The organism is Pedobacter terrestris (assembly GCF_052343045.1).
In the GTDB taxonomy this organism is placed as follows: Bacteria; Bacteroidota; Bacteroidia; order Sphingobacteriales; family Sphingobacteriaceae; genus Pedobacter.
The window spans coordinates 3858994-3877044 of record NZ_CP180264.1; the positions used below are offsets into that span (position 1 = coordinate 3858994).

Sequence of the window (18051 nt, forward strand, 5' to 3'; positions counted from 1 at the left end):
GTTAGAAGCTTATTTTACAATTTTAATTTTCGACCCTTCAGTTAAATAAGCACTTCCGGAAATGATTAACGCCGATGCATTTTCCAACCCACCCGTAATATCGATCTGATCATTTTGAATATTGCCCAGTTGCACTTTTACTTTTTGCGCAGTTTTATAATCATTAGTAATAAAAACGTAACCTGAATTTTCGCCGCCATCTAACAGCGCATCATAAGGAATAGAAAACCCTGAAGTTTTTTTTGTGGGGATAATTGTGGCTTTACCGAAAAGACCGGCGGCAAGACCAGGAATTTTGCCATCTGCGAGTTTTAGTTCTACAGCAAATGTTCCGCTTTGCGGATCAATACCTTCTGCTTTTCTACTTACAACAGCTTTAATTTTCTTACTTCCCAAAGCATCTGTTGTAACAGTTGCACCATCGCCAATTTTTAAAATTGCCCATTGCTGATCGCTTAAACCAACCTTTAAAACCCAGGTTGTTTCACTTGCGCCGTTAACTTGCAATACTGGTGTCCCCGGACCAACAATTTGCCCATCATTAGCCATTTTTCTCAAAATATAACCATTGGAATTTGCCCGGATTTCAGCATAATTCTGGTTAAATTTAGCTGCTTCTACCTGTTGTTTCGCAACTTGCAATGCCGTTTTTGCATTCTGCATTTGCTCAAGCGTGGCCACACTATCTTTATACAATTTACTGGCTCGCTCAAAATCACGTTGCGCTTTTTCGTAAGAAAGTTTTACTTGTTGTACCTGCGCAGAAACTTCTGTTTGGTTTACAGATGCCAGCAATTGACCTTTTTTAACCGCATCGCCTTCTTTCACATATATTTTCTGAATGACGCCGCCATTTTTGAAAGACAGAAAAGTTTCATCATTCGTGGTAAACTGTCCCGACGCTGAGATGGCATGTGCAGTATCTTCACTTTTCAAAGCCAAAACCTTTACTGGAATTGTATCTTGATCACCAATAGCTGTATCTTCGTTTCTATGCCCGCCGCATGCTGAAAAACCAACAATAAACAATAGAAGTGATATATAAATAAATGTCTTTTTCATAATATTAAGGTATTGGATAGGTTGCTGTTTCGCGTTCAACATCGGCAAAAGCCGATAACACTTTAAAGCGATTAATATTGGCCAACAATTTTGCCGAAGTGAATTGATTTCTTGCATCTACAGTTTCTATAAAAGAATTGCTTCCTGCGCGATAACCTTTCTCAATTAACCGTTGATAACTGGAGGCTGCCTCAAGCTGTTTTAATGACGATTGATAATTTTGATAAGCAGCCCGCAAATTATTTTGGGCAGTTTTTACAGCCAGATTTAATTGTTTGGTGGTTAAATCTGCATTTAAACGTGCATTCTGGAGATCAAGATTTGCCTGTTTAATTTTAATAGTGTTTCGGTTTCCGGAAAAAATGGGAATATCCAACTGAAAACCGAACATGTAATAACGTGTATTTCCATTAAAATTAAGCCCTTCTGATTGCGAACCCAAATCTACAAACGCGCCCAATTTGGGAACAGCAAACTGACGGTTCATTTTCTCTACAGATTGATTAATGGATATCACCTGATCTAAAGCTTTTAACTCTTCACGCCCGCTGTTGAGATCTAACTGCGTGAGTAAACTTTCTGTTTGTGTAAGTGCCTGCTTTTCATCAAAAACAGTTTCGATAACTTCAGCCTGTTCGCGGTTTAGAAGAAAATTGAAATACATATTTGCATTTACAAGTTGCTGCCGCGCAGCTGTTACTTGTGCTTCTGCATTTTCTACTTCGCTTTTAGAGCGCAAAACATACGCTGGCAAACCTTTACCGGCTTCTAGCAATTTCTCATTTACCCTTAAACCTTCTTTTGCAAGTTCCAAACCCGACTGATACACTTCAACCGCCTGTTGTGCATTTAAAAAATTATAATAAGCCGTTTTTACGTCTTTTACCAATTCTCGTTTATAAATAGCAACCTCAAAGCCTTGCAAAATCACTTGCTGTTCAGAGATTTTCCTGTTGTTGATCAAATCAGAATTGAGAATCGGGATGGTGGTGCGCACTTTTGCATCGTAATAATTCTTGGGTAAAAAATTGATGCTCTGATTTTCCAGCAATGGAAAATTATTGGTTGCCGTAAGCTGGTTTAGGGTAGAATAAACTGGATTTAACAAATCGCCTAATGGTAAAGGAATATTCCGCCCGCCATCCGCCGTAGACCAGGTTCCGGAGAAAGCAACAGTAGGCAAAAACAAACTTTTTGCAGATTTTAGCGCATACTGTGCTTTTTCTAACGATACATTTTTCTGTTGCAGCACAATGTTGTTTTTCAGCGCCTCACCAATATATGCATCTAACGATTGCTGCGCCTTCACCAATGGAACACACATCCAGAGCATAAGTAAAGTCAATCTATATTTCATCATTAACAGTGTTAATTTTTTACTTCAAACTATTTAGCATAGCGATAAAGCCAATAAAGGTTTGCTCAAGCCAATCGCCCTCTTCCAGTTGTGTAAGTTTTGTGCTTGCCATGTGATCTAAATGGCCCTGAAGTTTTAAACTACACAAACCATGCATTAATGACCAAACGTTGAGCGCAAAAGTGGTGGTGTCGAATTTCAGGAAATATCCCGCAGTCTTACAATCGTCTACAGTTTTAGTTAGCGCAGCGAAAGCTTCATCGCCTTCCAGCCACTCCATATCACCACAATGAGTCTTTATAAATTCAATCGGTTCTTTCATGATGAACATAAGTTCATAAAAATCAGGATTTTCTATTGCAAAACCCATATACACACGCCCCATTGCTTTTAGGCGTTCAAATGGATCACTTACGTAACGCAAAACAGAAAACTGCGAAGCCAATACTTTAAAACCTTCTTGATGAAGCGCATACATGATATCTGCTTTATCTTTATAGTACAAGTAAATCGTTGTGGGGCTAAATTCTATTTTCTCCGCTATTTTTCTGATAGATGTTGCATCATATCCATCTTTCAAAAACAAATCTTTTGCTGCATCTAAAATCCGCTGCCGAAGATCTTCTTTGTGTTTTTCTTTACGTTCTTTGATTCCCATGATAACTAATAACATCGCAAACTTAATTAACAGTGTTAATTAAATAAAATATTTTTACATAAATTTTTATTTTTTTCTTGGAATACAAAAATCCACTCCAAATAAAAAAGCGCGTTTTGTTTCCAAAACACGCTAACTATCCAACAAGACTAATGGCATTTAACTGCAGAATAGCCTTGATTTTATTTTAAAAATTATTCTTCTATATAATTGAGATCTTTATTAAAACTTTCTTTTAACTGGCTCACAGCAAACAAAGAAATGATCGTTAAAACGACCATAATTCCTAAAACGGAATTAATAATCCCAAATTTTGGAATTAAGTAATTGTAAATTAAGGTAATTGGAATCAGGCAACCTCTAACAATATTCGGAACTGTTGTGGTTACTGTTGCGCGCAAGTTGGTCCCGAATTGCTCAGCAGAAACGGTAACAAATGTTGCCCAGTAACCGGCACCAATTCCCATAAAAAATGCGAGATAATTAAACTTTGTTTGTGTAATGCCCTCGCTGTTCAAGTATACAACCGAAGTAATTAAAGCACATATATACAATACGACCAAAGTTAAACGCCTGGACTTGGTGAGTTGTGCAAAAAAGCCGCCCAATACTTCCCCTATAGTTACACCGATATAGTGATACATTAACCCTAAGCCTGCAATTAAGGTTATTGGCGAGCCCAGTGCGGCTCCAATTTCAGGACTTTGTGTAAGCATTATACCCATCACAAAATAAGAAGTAATTCCCAGACAGATACAATATAAATAGCGGAGAAAACGCTCTTTACTGGTAAAAATAAGTTTCAAATCTCCTCTGGAGATTCCCTTGTCTTTTGTTTTTGAATACAGTTTAGGTTCCAAAATACCAACTCTCATGATCAATAATATTAAACCTAAGCCCCCACCAACAAAATAAGCCGTGCGCCAGTCAAACCAATCGGATGTTAAAAATGCAGCCACAGTGCCCAACATTCCTACGCCGCCAACAATCATTGTTCCGTAACCTCTTTTATTTTTTGGCATGCTCTCGCTAACCAACGTAATGCCCGCACCAAGCTCGCCGGCTAAACCAAGTCCGGCAATGAAACGAACAATTGCGTAACTGTTTACATCGTGTACAAAACCACTGGCAATGTTCGCCAGAGAATAAATCAATATTGAACCAAACAATACTTTCAGTCGCCCGAATTTATCGCCAATAATTCCCCAGATAAAACCACCTAAAAATAAGCCACCTACCTGCATATTGATCACGAATTCACCTTGTGTTCGCATCTGTTCTCCGGTTACACCTAAATCCGTCAGGCTTTTTACCCGAACAATGGAAAAAATAATGAGATCATAGATATCGACAAAATACCCTAAAGAGGCCACGAGAATAATCAAAGGCAAATTTTTAGGAGATTGAAAAGAGTCGGAAGCGATTTTCGCATCCGTTTGAAGAGTTTTAGTCGTCATAATTGTGCTGTATTTAATTTGATTTTTGGTTAGAAAAAGAATATTGTTACAAAATGCCCACGCAAACTGGCTACGCGAATGCTATTTTCAGTCCCCGTGCCGGTCATTTCTGCATCTACATAATTTACATTCATATAATCGGCCTCAACCCTAAAGAGTAATTTTCCAAAACGGAGATCTAGTCGCGGAGTTATTTTAAACATATCTCTTGCCGTTTTAGCCGTAGGGTTTGCTGAAAAACCTCCCCAATTTGCAATTAGACCGTATGCCGTTGCAGATTGGGCTCCAATAGGAATGTCTTTTGCGCCATGATTTATCCCGTATCCCAAAAACAGACCGGGATAGATTTTCTTACCGGTAAATTGAAAATCCAACCAGGTTGTATTGCTGTTCATCGTTCTGAACTGTTCAGGCGTTCCATCTGCCATGATATAACCGACGTAACCACCAAAAGCAGTGTAAGAAGATGCGTTTTGCATGGCTGTAATTTGTCCGGTAATAGCCAAAGGTTTAGTAATGACTTTTGCGTATAACATTGCACTAAAACTGGATAAATCTTCATTTGTGGCAACTGCCGGGCTCCCGGAAACGATATTTGGCTGAATTCGTTCATACTGAAAAGTTGCACCAATTATCGCATTTCCACCGCGAAAAAAAGTGTGAAAATTAAATGCCGGCATGGCAGCATTACGGTAGGCAATTGTACTCGGCGTAAAATCTCTTTGAGACATCACTGTAACATAGCTGGTCAATTTTCCGATCGTATGTGTAAGCCGGATTTGCGGATTTCTGTTAACCGGGAAAAATGGGCTTCCAGTTGTATAATTAACGGTATTTGGCAATGCGAGCAGGTTAATCAATGGATGGAAATATTGCCCGATTCCGAGTTGCGTGTTTTTCCAGTCCAATTTAATCCAGGCATGTCTTAGTCTAAATTCATTGATAGACACATTGCCCCCGCTATTTCCAAAAAATTCGGCTTCCAATATACCAGAGCTTTTTGCTCCAAGGATTTCTCCGCCAGTAACATCGAGCGATAAACGTGAAATAATGGACGCCATTTGAAAGCCTGGTGCATTATTAATATCGTTGCCGTTGGCGTCATAAGATGGTGCTTTCGGCATGACTACAGCAATTAATTCGCCGGCGCCCATCATTTGGCGGCTGTCGTAATAGGCATCAGTTCGTAAAAATCCGGATATTTTAATCCGGGTATTTTCATCGCTGGTTTGAATATACCGCATTGGGTTTACCGGCATATTCCGATACAATAGTGAACTGTCTACTTTACGAGATATCGTATCGAAAACAGATTCAGGAATTTGTGTGAAGGCCTGCGATGTCATAAGTAAAACGAACACTCCTCCCAACAGTGTGCGTTTAAAAAATTGGTTCTTTCTCATAATTTTGGTTTTTGGTATAGTTGATTTTGACTTTTTTGCTCGCCCTTTCAGCAATACAGTTGAAATGTATTTGCTGAATACAGCTTGTTGTGCTTTTTGAATACCATAGAATTTGGGGCTTCGAGGCAATCATCAGGTACTTTTTCGCAATTAGCGGATTAAAATGGTTAGAATTATTGGGATAGGATGACGAATGTAATTTCGCGCACGGATCAGAGTAAACCGCTCAACAAGGCTTATCACAAAAACACTAAGAAAAATTACAATAATGGAAGAAAGGCTTTATCAGAACCAGAAGGAATGGGATTAATATTGTGCGAAAACAATTTTTGAAATTAAGGCCCGAACAAAATTGCTCATACCAAAATGTACATGTCCGTCTGATAAAATGCTCATAATTGATTGCTCAATGAATATTTGGTTATTTTCAGTCAGTACCAATAATGCGAATTGGGCTCTCGGACATCATTGGTTTCGCCATCCGGTTTTATTCCGGCTTCTACCTATTTGGGGATTAAATAGTTTTTTAGCGAATTGACATATTGAAGATAACCATTATTCCTTAAAGTTGTATTTATTTTTTTTGTTTTTTTATTACTGTCCTCTTAGTTTTACTTAAAACTAATCAGTTACCCATCTTCAATATTGTTAAGGCAGAGGTCTTATAGTTGCTCTGAATTACGCCATTTTCTTTACAGAATTATAGAATTGACTTGCCTGAAAAGCCCTATCTTTGCAGCAAATCATAAAAAAAACATCATGCTTAAAGGATTTTTCAATGTACCGGCTCCGGTAAATGAACCTATTTTAAATTATGGTCCGGGAAGTAAAGAACGTACGCTTTTAAAAGAAGCATTGGCAGATGCTCGTTCACATCAACAAGATATTCCAATGTATATTGGCGGAAAAGCTGTTCATACGAATAAAAAAGGCAAAGTTGTTCCTCCACACGATCATCAACACATTTTGGCGCAATTTAGCATTGGCGACAAAACACATATCAGCAATGCAATAGATGCTGCATTAGCAGCCAAACAAGACTGGGAAAACCTGGCTTGGGAGCATCGCGCAGCAATCTTTTTGAAAGCAGCAGATTTAATTGCAGGCAAGTACCGTTATAAATTAAATGCAGCAACGATGCTTGGCCAAAGTAAAAATGCTTACCAGGCAGAAATTGATGCGGCATGCGAACTGATTGATTTCTTACGTTTCAATGTGAGTTACATGTCAGACATTTACAAGCAACAACCGCCAGTATCACCGCGTGGCAGCTGGAACCGTGTTGAGCAACGCCCTTTAGAAGGTTTTGTTTTTGCTTTAACACCTTTCAACTTTACTGCAATCGCAGCGAACCTTCCGGCATCTGCAGCAATGATGGGGAATGTTGTCGTTTGGAAACCTGCAGATACACAGGTATACGCAGCGAACTTATTGATGGAAATTTTCATGGAAGCGGGTTTGCCATCAGGTGTTATCAATTTGGTTTACGCAGACGGGCCAGAAACCGGAGATGTTATCTTCAGTCATCCTGATTTTGCTGGCATTCATTTTACGGGTTCAACAAAGGTGTTTCAGGAAATCTGGAAAACCATTGGTACCAATATTCACAAATACAAATCTTATCCACGCATTGTAGGCGAAACCGGAGGTAAAGATTTTATTTTAGTACATCCATCAGCGCAAACAGATATTGCAAATACAGCAATAGTTCGCGGTGCTTTCGAATATCAGGGGCAAAAATGCTCTGCTGCAAGTAGGGTGTATATCGCAGAAAGCCTTTGGCCGGAAATAAAAAAACAAATGCTTCGTGATTTGGCTACGTTTAAAATGGGTGGAACTGAAGATTTCGGTAATTTCATCAATGCAGTAATTGACGAACGTTCATTTGATAAGCTCGCAAAATACATTGATCAGGCCAAGAAAGATGCTGGTGTAGAGATTATCGCCGGTGGTAATTACGATAAAAGTAAAGGTTACTTTATAGAACCAACAGTTTTGGTTGTTCAGGATGCAAAGTATGTCACTATGAGCGAAGAACTCTTCGGCCCGGTTTTAACTGTTTATGTATACGCAGATCAGGATTTCGATCAGATTTTAGACATCATCGACACGACTTCTCCTTACGCATTAACGGGTGCATTAATTGCTCAGGACCGTTATGCAATAGAAAAAGCATCGCACGCATTGCGTAATGCAGCGGGTAATTTCTACATTAATGATAAGTGTACTGGTGCTGTTGTTGGTCAGCAACCTTTTGGCGGCGCGAGAGGTTCTGGTACAAATGATAAGGCGGGTTCTATGATTAATCTTTTGCGTTGGGTTTCTCCTCGTACGATTAAAGAGGTATTCGAATCTCCAACGGATTATCGTTATCCATTTTTAGCGCAAGATTAATCTGCGGTTTAATTAAAATCTTGAAAACCTCCGGCAAAACCGGAGGTTTTTTGTTTTGTATTTGTTTAGCCTAAACGTCCCTGCGATCGAAATGAAATGACGAATCGGTGATGACCTTGGAAATTATAAAACCATCCAGGCAAAACGACTGTTCTATTTAAAAAATCAAAAATATATCCCATGGAAAACACAGATCAAGAAAACAAAAATCTGGGCAACGAAAAAGCCGACAATGCTGCGGATCGATCTAATCTACCGGAAAATCAGGTTCCACGGCATAGAAGTAATGACAATGAAAAGAAAAATGAAGTAAAATCTGATGCCGGATATTTAGGAAGAAACTTCGGTAAAGGTGATTTTGGCTCGGAAGAAGCCCGCGAAGATGCCGATAAAGGAAATAAAGGACATGCCGGCAATATGCCCAACTCAGAAAGCAAATAAAAAAAATGCCCAAAAAGCGAAACACTTTTCGGGCATTTTAATAACTAAGTACAGTTTAAATATTAACTCACTTTAAATGCGGGTGCGACATCGTCTAACGTAGAAGATGTTACTTGCAAATCTTTGATTATACCAGTTTTTAAACTGTATACCCAGGCATGAACAGACAATTCTTGTCCGCCAGACCATGCGCTTTGTACAATAGAAGTATTCATCACATTTCTTGCGCCTTCAATTGCATTCAACTCCACCAAACGATCAAACTTTTGATCTGTATTGGTAATCGCATCAAGTTCGCCATCATGCGTACGGTAAACGTCGCGTATATTGCGCAACCAATTGTCTATGATTCCAACCTGCTTATTGCCCAGTGCTGCTTTTACGCCACCACATCCATAATGTCCGCAAACAATTACATGTTTTACTTTTAATACATTCACAGAATAATCCAGAACAGATAGTAGATTCATATCCGTATGTACAACAACATTTGCGATATTGCGGTGTACAAAAATATCTCCAGGTCTGGTATTTGTAATCTGGTTTGCCGGCACCCGGCTATCCGAGCAACCAATCCATAGTACCGGCGGACTCTGTCCCGAGGATAGTTTGTCAAAAAACTCTGGGTCGTTGGCAATCATGTCTTTTACCCAATCCTGGTTGCCTTGCAACAAACCATCGTAGGTAATATCTTTTGTCTCTATAGTTTTAGCACACATAATTTCTTTTTTTTAATTGTTAATTTCCTCTGCAATTCTGATGTTTAATTTCGGCACATTGTATTGCTTCTGTACGTTTTCTAGCGTAACCATGATGCCCTTTGTAAATGCATTGTGTTTAAAGTTGTATATGGTTTCTAATACATCAGGATCAATATACCTGGAGTTTGTAGCATCAATAATCACATTGGTTTCTGCAGGAATATTAGTTAAAACAACCTGAATAGCTGCCTTATTTAGAAAGGAAACTTCTTCTGATAGTTTTATTCTAACTTGTTTTTTATCGCCTTCGTTAGAGATACGATAAAAGAAAGGGTTTCTCATATTGGTTCTGAGCATATAGAATATAGAAATGGCCATTCCTATACCTACGCCTTTTAACAAATCGGTTAGTAAAACAGCCAGAATTGTTGCCACAAAGGGAATGAACTGATCCCATCCCTTATGATACATATGCCTGAAGAGTGAAATTCGCGCCAGCTTGTAGCCCGTTACCAATAAAATTGCAGCCAGGCATGCATAAGGAATCATATTCAAAACCTTTGGTATAAATAAAAGAGTAAGCAGTAAAAAACAGCCATGAAATATAGCCGACATTTTGGTGCGCCCACCGGCATTCACATTTGCAGAACTGCGCACAATGACCGATGTCATTGGTAAACCGCCCAGCATTCCACTAATCATATTTCCTACGCCTTGCGCCATTAATTCTTTATTGGTTGGAGTTACCCTTTTTATCGGATCAATCTTATCAATGGCCTCAATACTCAATAATGTCTCCAGGCTGGCTACAACTGCAATAGTAGCAGCCGTAATCCATACTTTTGGATTATTTATGGCAGAAAAATCAGGCAGACTAAATAAGTTGAAAAATTCCTGCGCATTGGATACTACGGGAATTACAACAAACTGTTCTGATCTTAAAGCGGCATCTGAAGATGAAAATACTAGAGCTCCAAAAATCCCGATTAACACTACGATTAATGGTGCAGGCACGGCACTAAGTTTTCTAAATTTTGGCCATAAGATCAGTACGGTGATGGATAAACCGCTAATTATGACAGCGCCTAAACTTAAATGATTGAGCGCAGCAGAAATTGCCGTAAAAGTATTTTCATGGTCTTGTTGAAAAAAGCCTTCATCGCCGAAAAAATCAGTGTCTACGCCAAATGCATGAGGCAATTGTTTCAGAATTAACGTAAGTCCGATGGCAGCGAGCATACCCTCGATCACACTTGATGGAAAATAGTTACCTATTGTTCCGGCTTTTATTACACCCAGTATGAATTGCAAAACACCCGCCAGAACAACTGACAAAAGAAATACCTGAAAACTTCCTAATGCACCAATAGCACTTAAAACAATTACAGTGAGACCTGCGGCCGGGCCGCTTACACTCAATTGAGAACCGCTGATTGAGGCAACAACAATACCGCCAACGATACCGGCAATCAACCCAGCAAATAATGGCGCTCCAGATGCCAATGCAATACCTAAACAAAGTGGCAAAGCCACTAAAAAAACAACGATACTTGAGGGCAAATCCCGTTTGAGATTCTTTTTTAAGAAATATTTTCTAACATCCGTATAGGCTGCAGAAGGTTCAAAATTTCGCATAACAACATAATTAATTAGATAAAAATTAATGAATAAACTGTGGTGTTACTGCGCTGTTTTGAACAAGCGACTGGCCATAGCGAATTGCAGGCCATCATGATACGAAAACCCTTCTAACACCTTAAAATCAGGCGATAAAATTTGGAGGTGGTGTGGGTACAGTTGGATGATGTGGATCTACATACCTTCTAAAATGCTCTATAAAGCTATTGTTCAGTATAAAATGGCTGGAAGAAAATTCATAAGAAAATATTGGATGATTAAGATCAACCAGTTTAAGGTCTGTAAATTTGGCAAGATTTTTACCTGCATCTTTTCCACTTTCGTGCTCTTGCTCAATCTGCATAATTACAGCCTTCAAAATTTCCTTATCTGCGCAACTGCAAAACACGGGAGCGCCAGAAATTATCATCTTTCCTAAAAAGATGAACATAAATGTTGCAACGATGATATACTTGTATTTGCGCAGAAACATAATTTTCTAATGCTATTTTAATCTCGTTTTACAAAAGTAAACGGATAATTGGTTTTTCATGTATGTCTCATTAAAAAAACATTAGAATTTTTTAGTCTCAAATTTTCAGATTAAACCTGTAATTCACACATTTTTATCTTCTGGCCAATAACTTGTAAGTCCATATCGCTCTGTGTGTTATATACGACCTCACTTTCGGCACTAAAAATACAGCTTGCAATACCACCGCGATTTTTTAAATTTAAAATCTGATAACATCGCTATGGAAAAAAAAATCGTTCAACTTAAACAAAAAGTAGATCAGGCCGCAATCGGTGGAGGTACTGCCCGTATTGAAGCTCAGCACAAAAAAGGCAAACTTACCGCCAGAGAACGGATTCATTTCCTAATGGATGAAGGAAGTTTTGAAGAAATTGGAATGTTTGTTACGCATAGAAGTACCGATTTTGGAATGGAAAAGGAAAAATATCCTGGCGATGGTGTGGTAACTGGTTATGGAACAATTAATGGCCGACTTACCTATGTTTTCTCGCAAGATTTTACTGTTTTTGGCGGTTCACTTTCTGAAACGCACGCGGAAAAAATCTGTAAACTGATGGATATGGCGATGAAAAACGGCGCACCTCTTATTGGTTTAAATGATAGTGGTGGTGCTCGGATTCAGGAAGGCGTGGTTTCTTTAGGTGGTTACGCAGATATTTTTTACAGAAACGTACAGGCATCTGGTGTAATCCCGCAGCTTTCTGCAATTATGGGGCCTTGCGCCGGCGGGGCGGTATATTCTCCGGCAATAACAGATTTTATTTTGATGGTAGAAAATACCTCTTATATGTTTGTGACCGGCCCAAATGTGGTAAAAACTGTAACGCATGAAGAAGTCACGTCTGAAGAACTTGGAGGCGCCACAACACATGCAACAAAATCTGGTGTTACACATTTTGCCTGCGCCAATGAAATTGAAGCTATTGACTATTTAAAAAGATTGCTGAGTTATATGCCTCAAAACTGCGAGGAAATTGCAGATGCCTTGCTGTATGAACAAGCGGATGAAAACCGCCCGGAATTAAATACCTTTTTACCGGAGAATGTTGCACAACCTTATGATATCCGCGAAATCATTTCTAAAGTTATCGATACCGATTCCTTCTTAGAGGTACATGCTGCATACGCAGAAAATATAGTTGTAGGCTTCGCCAGATTGGCAGGCAGAAGTATTGGAATTGTTGCCAATCAACCCGCTTATCTGGCAGGCGTATTAGATAGCAATTCTTCAACTAAGGCTGCGCGTTTTGTCCGTTTTTGCGATTGCTTTAATATTCCTTTACTTGTTTTTGAAGATGTGCCTGGTTTTCTTCCCGGAACAGATCAGGAGTGGAACGGCATTATTTCAAATGGCGCCAAATTGCTTTATGCCTTTAGCGAAGCAACAGTTCCACGTATTACAGTAATCACCAGGAAAGCCTACGGCGGTGCATACGATGTAATGAACAGTAAACACATTGGTGCCGACATGAATTATGCTTGGCCAAGTGCAGAAATTGCAGTGATGGGCGCTAAAGGTGCCGCGGAAATTATCTTTAAAAAGGAAATCACAGCCGCAGAAAATCCGCAGGAAAAATGGCTTGAAAAAGAAAAACTGTATTCAGATATTTTTGCAAACCCATACAGAGCAGCAGAACGTGGCTTTATAGATGAGGTGATTGAACCTTCACAGACCCGTTTAAAACTCATTAAAGCTTTTAAAATGCTCGAAAATAAAGTTGTCAATGCTCCCAGAAAAAAGCATGGAAATATACCTTTGTGAGCGAAGAACGTGGAGGTTTGTATAATAGCGATTAACCCCAAACGAGTACGTTTCGCTCCAAACGCCCTGCGCTATACTAATACAAAATTTTATGCTTAAACGGATAGATATTTTATTAATGGCTTTTTGCACCGGCCTTATTGTTGCAAACATATACTATTGCCAACCCCTGGTTATTCTTGTGGCTAAAGATTTCCGCATTAACGAAACAGTTGCCGGCCACATTACCTATCTCACACAAATTGGTTATGCACTAGGGTTATTTTTACTGGTGCCACTTGGCGATATGTTTGAGCGTAAGAAGCAAATCTTACTCATTACAGCATTAGCCATTGTTGCCTTATTAATAGCAGCCGTTTCCAAAACCTTTTTTTTATTAGAATGTGCTTCAGTTTTAATTGGCGCATGTTCTATTGTTCCTCAGTTAATTTTGCCGTTGGCTGCAAATTTAAGTACTGATGAAAATAGAGGAACAAACATTGGGATGATTATGAGCGGTTTACTTGTAGGTATTCTGGCTTCAAGAGCTGTAAGCGGCAGTATTGGTTTCTGGCTGGGTTGGCGTTCTGTATATTATATGGCTGCAATCATCTGTGGTTTGCTCATTGTGCTTATGGCAAAACGTTTCCCGCAAAGTTTCCCTGGTTTTAAAGGAACTTACAAGCAACTGATGCGTTCTATGTTTAGCTACATTAAAACGCAACCTGTATTGCGCGAAACTTCGCTGATTAATTTTCTGGCTTTCGCCATCATCAGCGCATTCTGGACAACTATGGTACTTTTTCTCGCCAATCCACCGTTCAATTTTCAGACTTTGCAAATCGGTTTATTCGGTATTGCCGGCGCAGCTGGTGCACTGGCTGCACCTTTGGTAGGTAAACTAAGCGATGGAAATAATCCACGTAAAAACCTGATGATTGGGTTTATCCTACAAATCGTCAGCATTGCGCTTTTCTACTTCACCGGTCAACAGCTTTACTTATTTGTAATTGGTATTGTATTGATTGATATTGGCCAGCAAGCGATACATGTAACCAACCAAACCCGCATTTACACCCTAATTCCTGAAGCTCGAAATCGCTTAAATACGATATTCATGTCCGTTAGTTTTATTGGTGCAAGCTGCGGCTCGGCGCTGGGCTTATTCCTTTGGAGCAAAGGCGGCTGGAATTTATTTTGTTACGGCATTGCTGCCATAGTTGTGCTTAATATTTTAATCTATCGCTTTTATGGTGCTAAAAAACCGATTATATAAACATGGATTCATCAGAACCTCTAATACAAATTGAACAGATATTTCCATCTTTAACCTGGCGCATTCGCCATGAAGTGATGTATCCCGATATGCCGTTTGACAGCGTAAAACTTGGCGATGATTTTGATGGCGTACATTTTGGCCTTTACTTAAATCATGCACTGACGGCCGTAGTTTCCTTATTTCATCAAGGAGATGTCTATCAGTTTCGGAAACTGGCAGTTTTATCAAATGCGCAAAAACTGGGTTTAGGTTCTAAACTTATGCAACATATCTTAGATTTCTGTCATATTCAAAAAGCAACAAAGATCTGGTGCAATGCACGTGTTAATGCTAAAGAATTTTATTATAAATTTGGCTTCCACGAAACCGAAAACACCTTTTTTAAAGATGGATTTGATTTTGTGGTAATGGAAAAAGAACTTTAAATTGAGCGCCATTCAATGGCAGATTCCAAAGGCAGCTCAATTGGCCTTATAAAAGTTGCCGTTCAGTCAAGTAAATCACAATTAATCATAGTACAATATGGCTAAGAAAAAAGAAGAAGACAAAAAGAAACATACAAAAGTGGTGACGGAAAAATCGCTGCAGTTTCTTGAAGAATACATCAACAATCCTGCTCCAACCGGCTATGAATGGGAAGGGCAAAAACTTTGGTTAAATTACCTTAAACCTTATATAGACGATCATTTCGTAGACAATTACGGTACTGCAGTTGGCGTAATCAACCCAAAAGCCGATTTTAAAGTTGTGATAGAAGCGCATGCCGATGAGATTTCCTGGTATGTAAACTATATCACTCCAGATGGTTTAATCTATGTAATCCGCAATGGCGGTTCAGATCATCAAATTGCACCTTCAAAACGTGTAAACATCCATACAGAAAAAGGTTTGGTTAAAGCCGTATTCGGCTGGCCAGCCATTCATACACGCCACGGTGAAAAAGAGCAGACACCAGAATTAAAAAACATCTTTTTAGATTGCGGTTGCACTACGAAAGACGAAGTTGAAGCTTTGGGCATTCATGTAGGCTGCGTAATTACATATGAAGATGAGTTTATGGTATTAAACGATCGTTATTATGTAGGCCGCGCACTCGACAACCGTGTTGGTGGTTTTATGATTGCCGAAGTTGCCAGATTACTAAAAGAAAACAAGAAAAAATTGCCGTTCGGTTTGTACATTGTAAACTCCGTTCAAGAAGAAATTGGTCTTCGCGGAGCAGAAATGATCGCCCAAAGAATCAAACCAAATGTGGCCATTATCACAGACGTTACGCATGATACCACAACGCCAATGATCAATAAAAACATTCAGGGCGAACTTTTGGCAGGTAAAGGACCTGTAGTTTCTTATGCTCCGGCAGTACAAACCAATTTGAATAAACTGCTGATTAAAACTGCAGAAAAACACGATATTCCTTTTCAACGCCAGGCATCATCACGTTCTACCGGAACCGATACCGATGCTTTTGCATACTCAAACGGCGGTGTACCATCGGCATTAATTTCACTTCCGCTGCGCTATATGCACACCACTGTAGAAATGGTGCACAAAGAAGATGTAGACAATGTAATTCGCTTAATTTACGAAAGCTTACTCAACATTGAAAACGGTCACGATTTTAGAGAATTTAAATAAATACAAATAAAATTGCCATTTTATTTTAGGCCTGGGGAAATTTCTCCAGGTTTTTTTATTTGTAAAGCAACTTCTGTAACACAGATTAAAGCCGTTTCCCGCCAATGCTGCAAGGCCCGCGGCAATACCAGATCCAAACATGCCGGGCGCTTTCCGCGTATGTCAGGTTTAGTTAACTTCTGTTCTGCAAGAAACAGCGGTTCTGCTTTTCCCTCATCGTGCAAAAAACTTTACAATTCTTTAATCACTTTCTGCAAAGCATTTTTCAATTTCAATTGTTGTGCTTGAGATGAAAAAACTCGTTTTAATACGCCATGGCGAAAGCCTGTGGAACCAGGAAAACCGGTTTACCGGCTGGACCGACGTAGAACTCACAGAAAATGGCGCACTCGAAGCGCGCAAGGCCGGCCAGATTTTAAACCTTCACGGATATAATTTTGATATTGCCTTTACATCGATGCTGAAACGCGCAATTAAGACGCTACACATCGTTTTAGAAGAATTGGATCACCTTTGGATCCCGGAGTATAAAAGCTGGCATCTCAATGAACGTTTCTATGGCGCATTGCAAGGCTTGAATAAAGACGACACCATCGCAAAATATGGCGCAGAGCAAGTTCAGAAATGGCGCAGAAATCCGGATGAAGAACCGCCTGCAATTGATTTTGAAGATCCGCGAAACCCTGTAAACGATGCCCGGTATTCATCTATGAAATCCGATGAAATTCCTTTAACCGAAAACCTCAGTGATACCATTAAACGTGTTCTGCCATACTGGAATGAAAAAATTGTGCCGGCAATGAGCCAAAATGAACGCGTTATTATTGCAGCGCATGGGAATAGTCTGCGTGCACTTATTAAGTACATTGACGGCCTTTCTGATGAAGAAGTAACCGCACTTGAAATCCCAACAGGTAGCCCGTTGGTATATGAATTAGATGACGATTTGAAAAAAATCCGCCATTATTACCTTCAATATGAGCATTAATTACCTTATAGCGATTCATATCAATTTTAAAAAAATAAAAGTGAATTTATACTTATCCACATTTTCCACAGAGTGTGTAAAATTATTTTCGGCAACGAAACTAACTTATGCCTAAATTGTTATCAACAAAACAAAGATAAAAAAGTCCTGTGAGCGGGATATCCGCGGAGGGCAGGCACACCATAAAAAAGATCAATTCTTTTACAGCAATAGCCACCCCAAAAGTGGCTATTTTCTTTATCTCCAGCGTTATGGCAAAAAATAAAACCACAGAAAATACGCTAAGCGTAACAGATTTTTTAAATGCCACCCAACCAGATGAAAAAAAAATCGATTGTTTTGCCCTTTCTCATTTGATCACAGAACTTACCGGCATGCAACCTAAAATGTGGGGAACAGCTATTGTGGGCTTTGGTACATACCATTACGTTTATGAAAGTGGTCACGAAGGTGATGCACCTTTGGTTGGCTTTTCGCCCAGAGCCAATGCCATTTCCCTTTATCTTTCTGGCAATTTTGCCAACCGGGAAGAATTGCTTAAACAGTTTGGTAAACACAAAACCGGTAAAGCTTGTATTTATATTAAAAAACTGAGCGATGTAAATCTTGAAGTACTGCGTACAATGATCAGCAACGCTGTTGATCACATTAAAAATCAATACGGTTAGTTAAATAAGATGTCCGCATACGGAGTCTATCTGACGCCCTGATGAGGATTTTGTCAACTCTCGCGAATGCGAGGAGAAACGAAGAAATAATTTTTCTGACAAGAACTTCTAT

The 18051-nt window shown here is 39.3% G+C and carries 16 protein-coding genes; 8 read left to right on the forward strand and 8 right to left on the reverse strand.

The window, feature by feature from the left end; genetic code table 11:
• Nucleotides 1-9: 9 nt before the first annotated feature.
• The 5 genes from ACJVDH_RS16340 to ACJVDH_RS16360 all read right to left on the reverse strand — a co-directional run bounded on the left by ACJVDH_RS16340 (nt 10) and on the right by ACJVDH_RS16360 (nt 5937).
• Entirely contained in the window at nt 10-1062 is a 1053-nt protein-coding gene (locus ACJVDH_RS16340; RefSeq protein ID WP_443944474.1) for an efflux RND transporter periplasmic adaptor subunit, read from the reverse strand.
• A gap of 4 nt (nt 1063-1066) precedes the next feature.
• Nucleotides 1067-2422, reverse strand: a complete 1356-nt coding sequence (locus tag ACJVDH_RS16345; protein ID WP_443944475.1) for a TolC family protein — start codon at nt 2420-2422, stop codon at nt 1067-1069.
• 16 nt (nt 2423-2438) lie between these two features.
• Nucleotides 2439-3092: a TetR/AcrR family transcriptional regulator gene (locus ACJVDH_RS16350; RefSeq protein ID WP_443944476.1), complete on the reverse strand. Its 654-nt coding sequence runs from the start codon at nt 3090-3092 to the stop codon at nt 2439-2441.
• Nucleotides 3093-3271: 179 nt separating this feature from the next.
• Entirely contained in the window at nt 3272-4534 is a 1263-nt protein-coding gene (locus ACJVDH_RS16355; protein WP_443944477.1) for an MFS transporter, read from the reverse strand.
• A 29-nt stretch (nt 4535-4563) separates the two neighbouring features.
• Entirely contained in the window at nt 4564-5937 is a 1374-nt protein-coding gene (locus ACJVDH_RS16360; protein WP_443944478.1) for a DcaP family trimeric outer membrane transporter, read from the reverse strand.
• A gap of 759 nt (nt 5938-6696) precedes the next feature.
• Here ACJVDH_RS16360 and pruA point away from each other — a divergent pair.
• Both pruA and ACJVDH_RS16370 read left to right on the forward strand, forming a co-directional pair.
• Nucleotides 6697-8331, forward strand: a complete 1635-nt coding sequence (gene pruA, locus ACJVDH_RS16365) for an L-glutamate gamma-semialdehyde dehydrogenase (RefSeq protein WP_443944479.1) — start codon at nt 6697-6699, stop codon at nt 8329-8331.
• 180 nt (nt 8332-8511) lie between these two features.
• Nucleotides 8512-8772, forward strand: coding sequence for a hypothetical protein (locus tag ACJVDH_RS16370; RefSeq protein WP_443944480.1), 261 nt, complete (start codon nt 8512-8514; stop codon nt 8770-8772).
• 62 nt (nt 8773-8834) lie between these two features.
• Here the strand turns inward: ACJVDH_RS16370 and can are convergent, their stop codons facing one another.
• The 3 genes from can to ACJVDH_RS16385 all read right to left on the reverse strand — a co-directional run bounded on the left by can (nt 8835) and on the right by ACJVDH_RS16385 (nt 11583).
• The gene (gene can, locus ACJVDH_RS16375; protein WP_443944481.1) at nt 8835-9491 is read right to left on the reverse strand and encodes a carbonate dehydratase; all 657 of its coding nucleotides are present in this window, start codon (nt 9489-9491) and stop codon (nt 8835-8837) included.
• Nucleotides 9492-9503: 12 nt separating this feature from the next.
• The gene (locus tag ACJVDH_RS16380) at nt 9504-11108 is read right to left on the reverse strand and encodes a SulP family inorganic anion transporter (protein WP_443944482.1); all 1605 of its coding nucleotides are present in this window, start codon (nt 11106-11108) and stop codon (nt 9504-9506) included.
• Between the two features lie 127 nt (nt 11109-11235).
• Entirely contained in the window at nt 11236-11583 is a 348-nt protein-coding gene (locus tag ACJVDH_RS16385; RefSeq protein WP_443944483.1) for a hypothetical protein, read from the reverse strand.
• 262 nt (nt 11584-11845) lie between these two features.
• On the opposite strand from ACJVDH_RS16385, the gene ACJVDH_RS16390 reads away from it, so the two are divergent.
• The 6 genes from ACJVDH_RS16390 to ACJVDH_RS16415 all read left to right on the forward strand — a co-directional run bounded on the left by ACJVDH_RS16390 (nt 11846) and on the right by ACJVDH_RS16415 (nt 17939).
• A complete protein-coding gene (locus tag ACJVDH_RS16390; RefSeq protein ID WP_443944484.1) occupies nt 11846-13387 on the forward strand; it encodes an acyl-CoA carboxylase subunit beta in 1542 nt (513 codons plus the stop codon).
• 91 nt (nt 13388-13478) lie between these two features.
• Complete coding sequence (locus ACJVDH_RS16395; protein ID WP_443944485.1) at nt 13479-14642, forward strand: MFS transporter; 1164 nt, start codon at nt 13479-13481, stop codon at nt 14640-14642.
• A 2-nt stretch (nt 14643-14644) separates the two neighbouring features.
• Nucleotides 14645-15070, forward strand: a complete 426-nt coding sequence (locus ACJVDH_RS16400; RefSeq protein WP_443944486.1) for a GNAT family N-acetyltransferase — start codon at nt 14645-14647, stop codon at nt 15068-15070.
• Nucleotides 15071-15167: 97 nt separating this feature from the next.
• Complete coding sequence (locus ACJVDH_RS16405) at nt 15168-16283, forward strand: M42 family metallopeptidase (RefSeq protein WP_443944487.1); 1116 nt, start codon at nt 15168-15170, stop codon at nt 16281-16283.
• Between the two features lie 289 nt (nt 16284-16572).
• Entirely contained in the window at nt 16573-17271 is a 699-nt protein-coding gene (gene gpmA / locus ACJVDH_RS16410; protein WP_443944488.1) for a 2,3-diphosphoglycerate-dependent phosphoglycerate mutase, read from the forward strand.
• Nucleotides 17272-17522: 251 nt separating this feature from the next.
• Nucleotides 17523-17939 carry a DUF1801 domain-containing protein gene (locus tag ACJVDH_RS16415; RefSeq protein ID WP_443944489.1) on the forward strand — a complete coding sequence of 139 codons (417 nt, stop codon included), beginning with the start codon at nt 17523-17525 and terminating at the stop codon, nt 17937-17939.
• Nucleotides 17940-18051 lie beyond the last annotated feature (112 nt).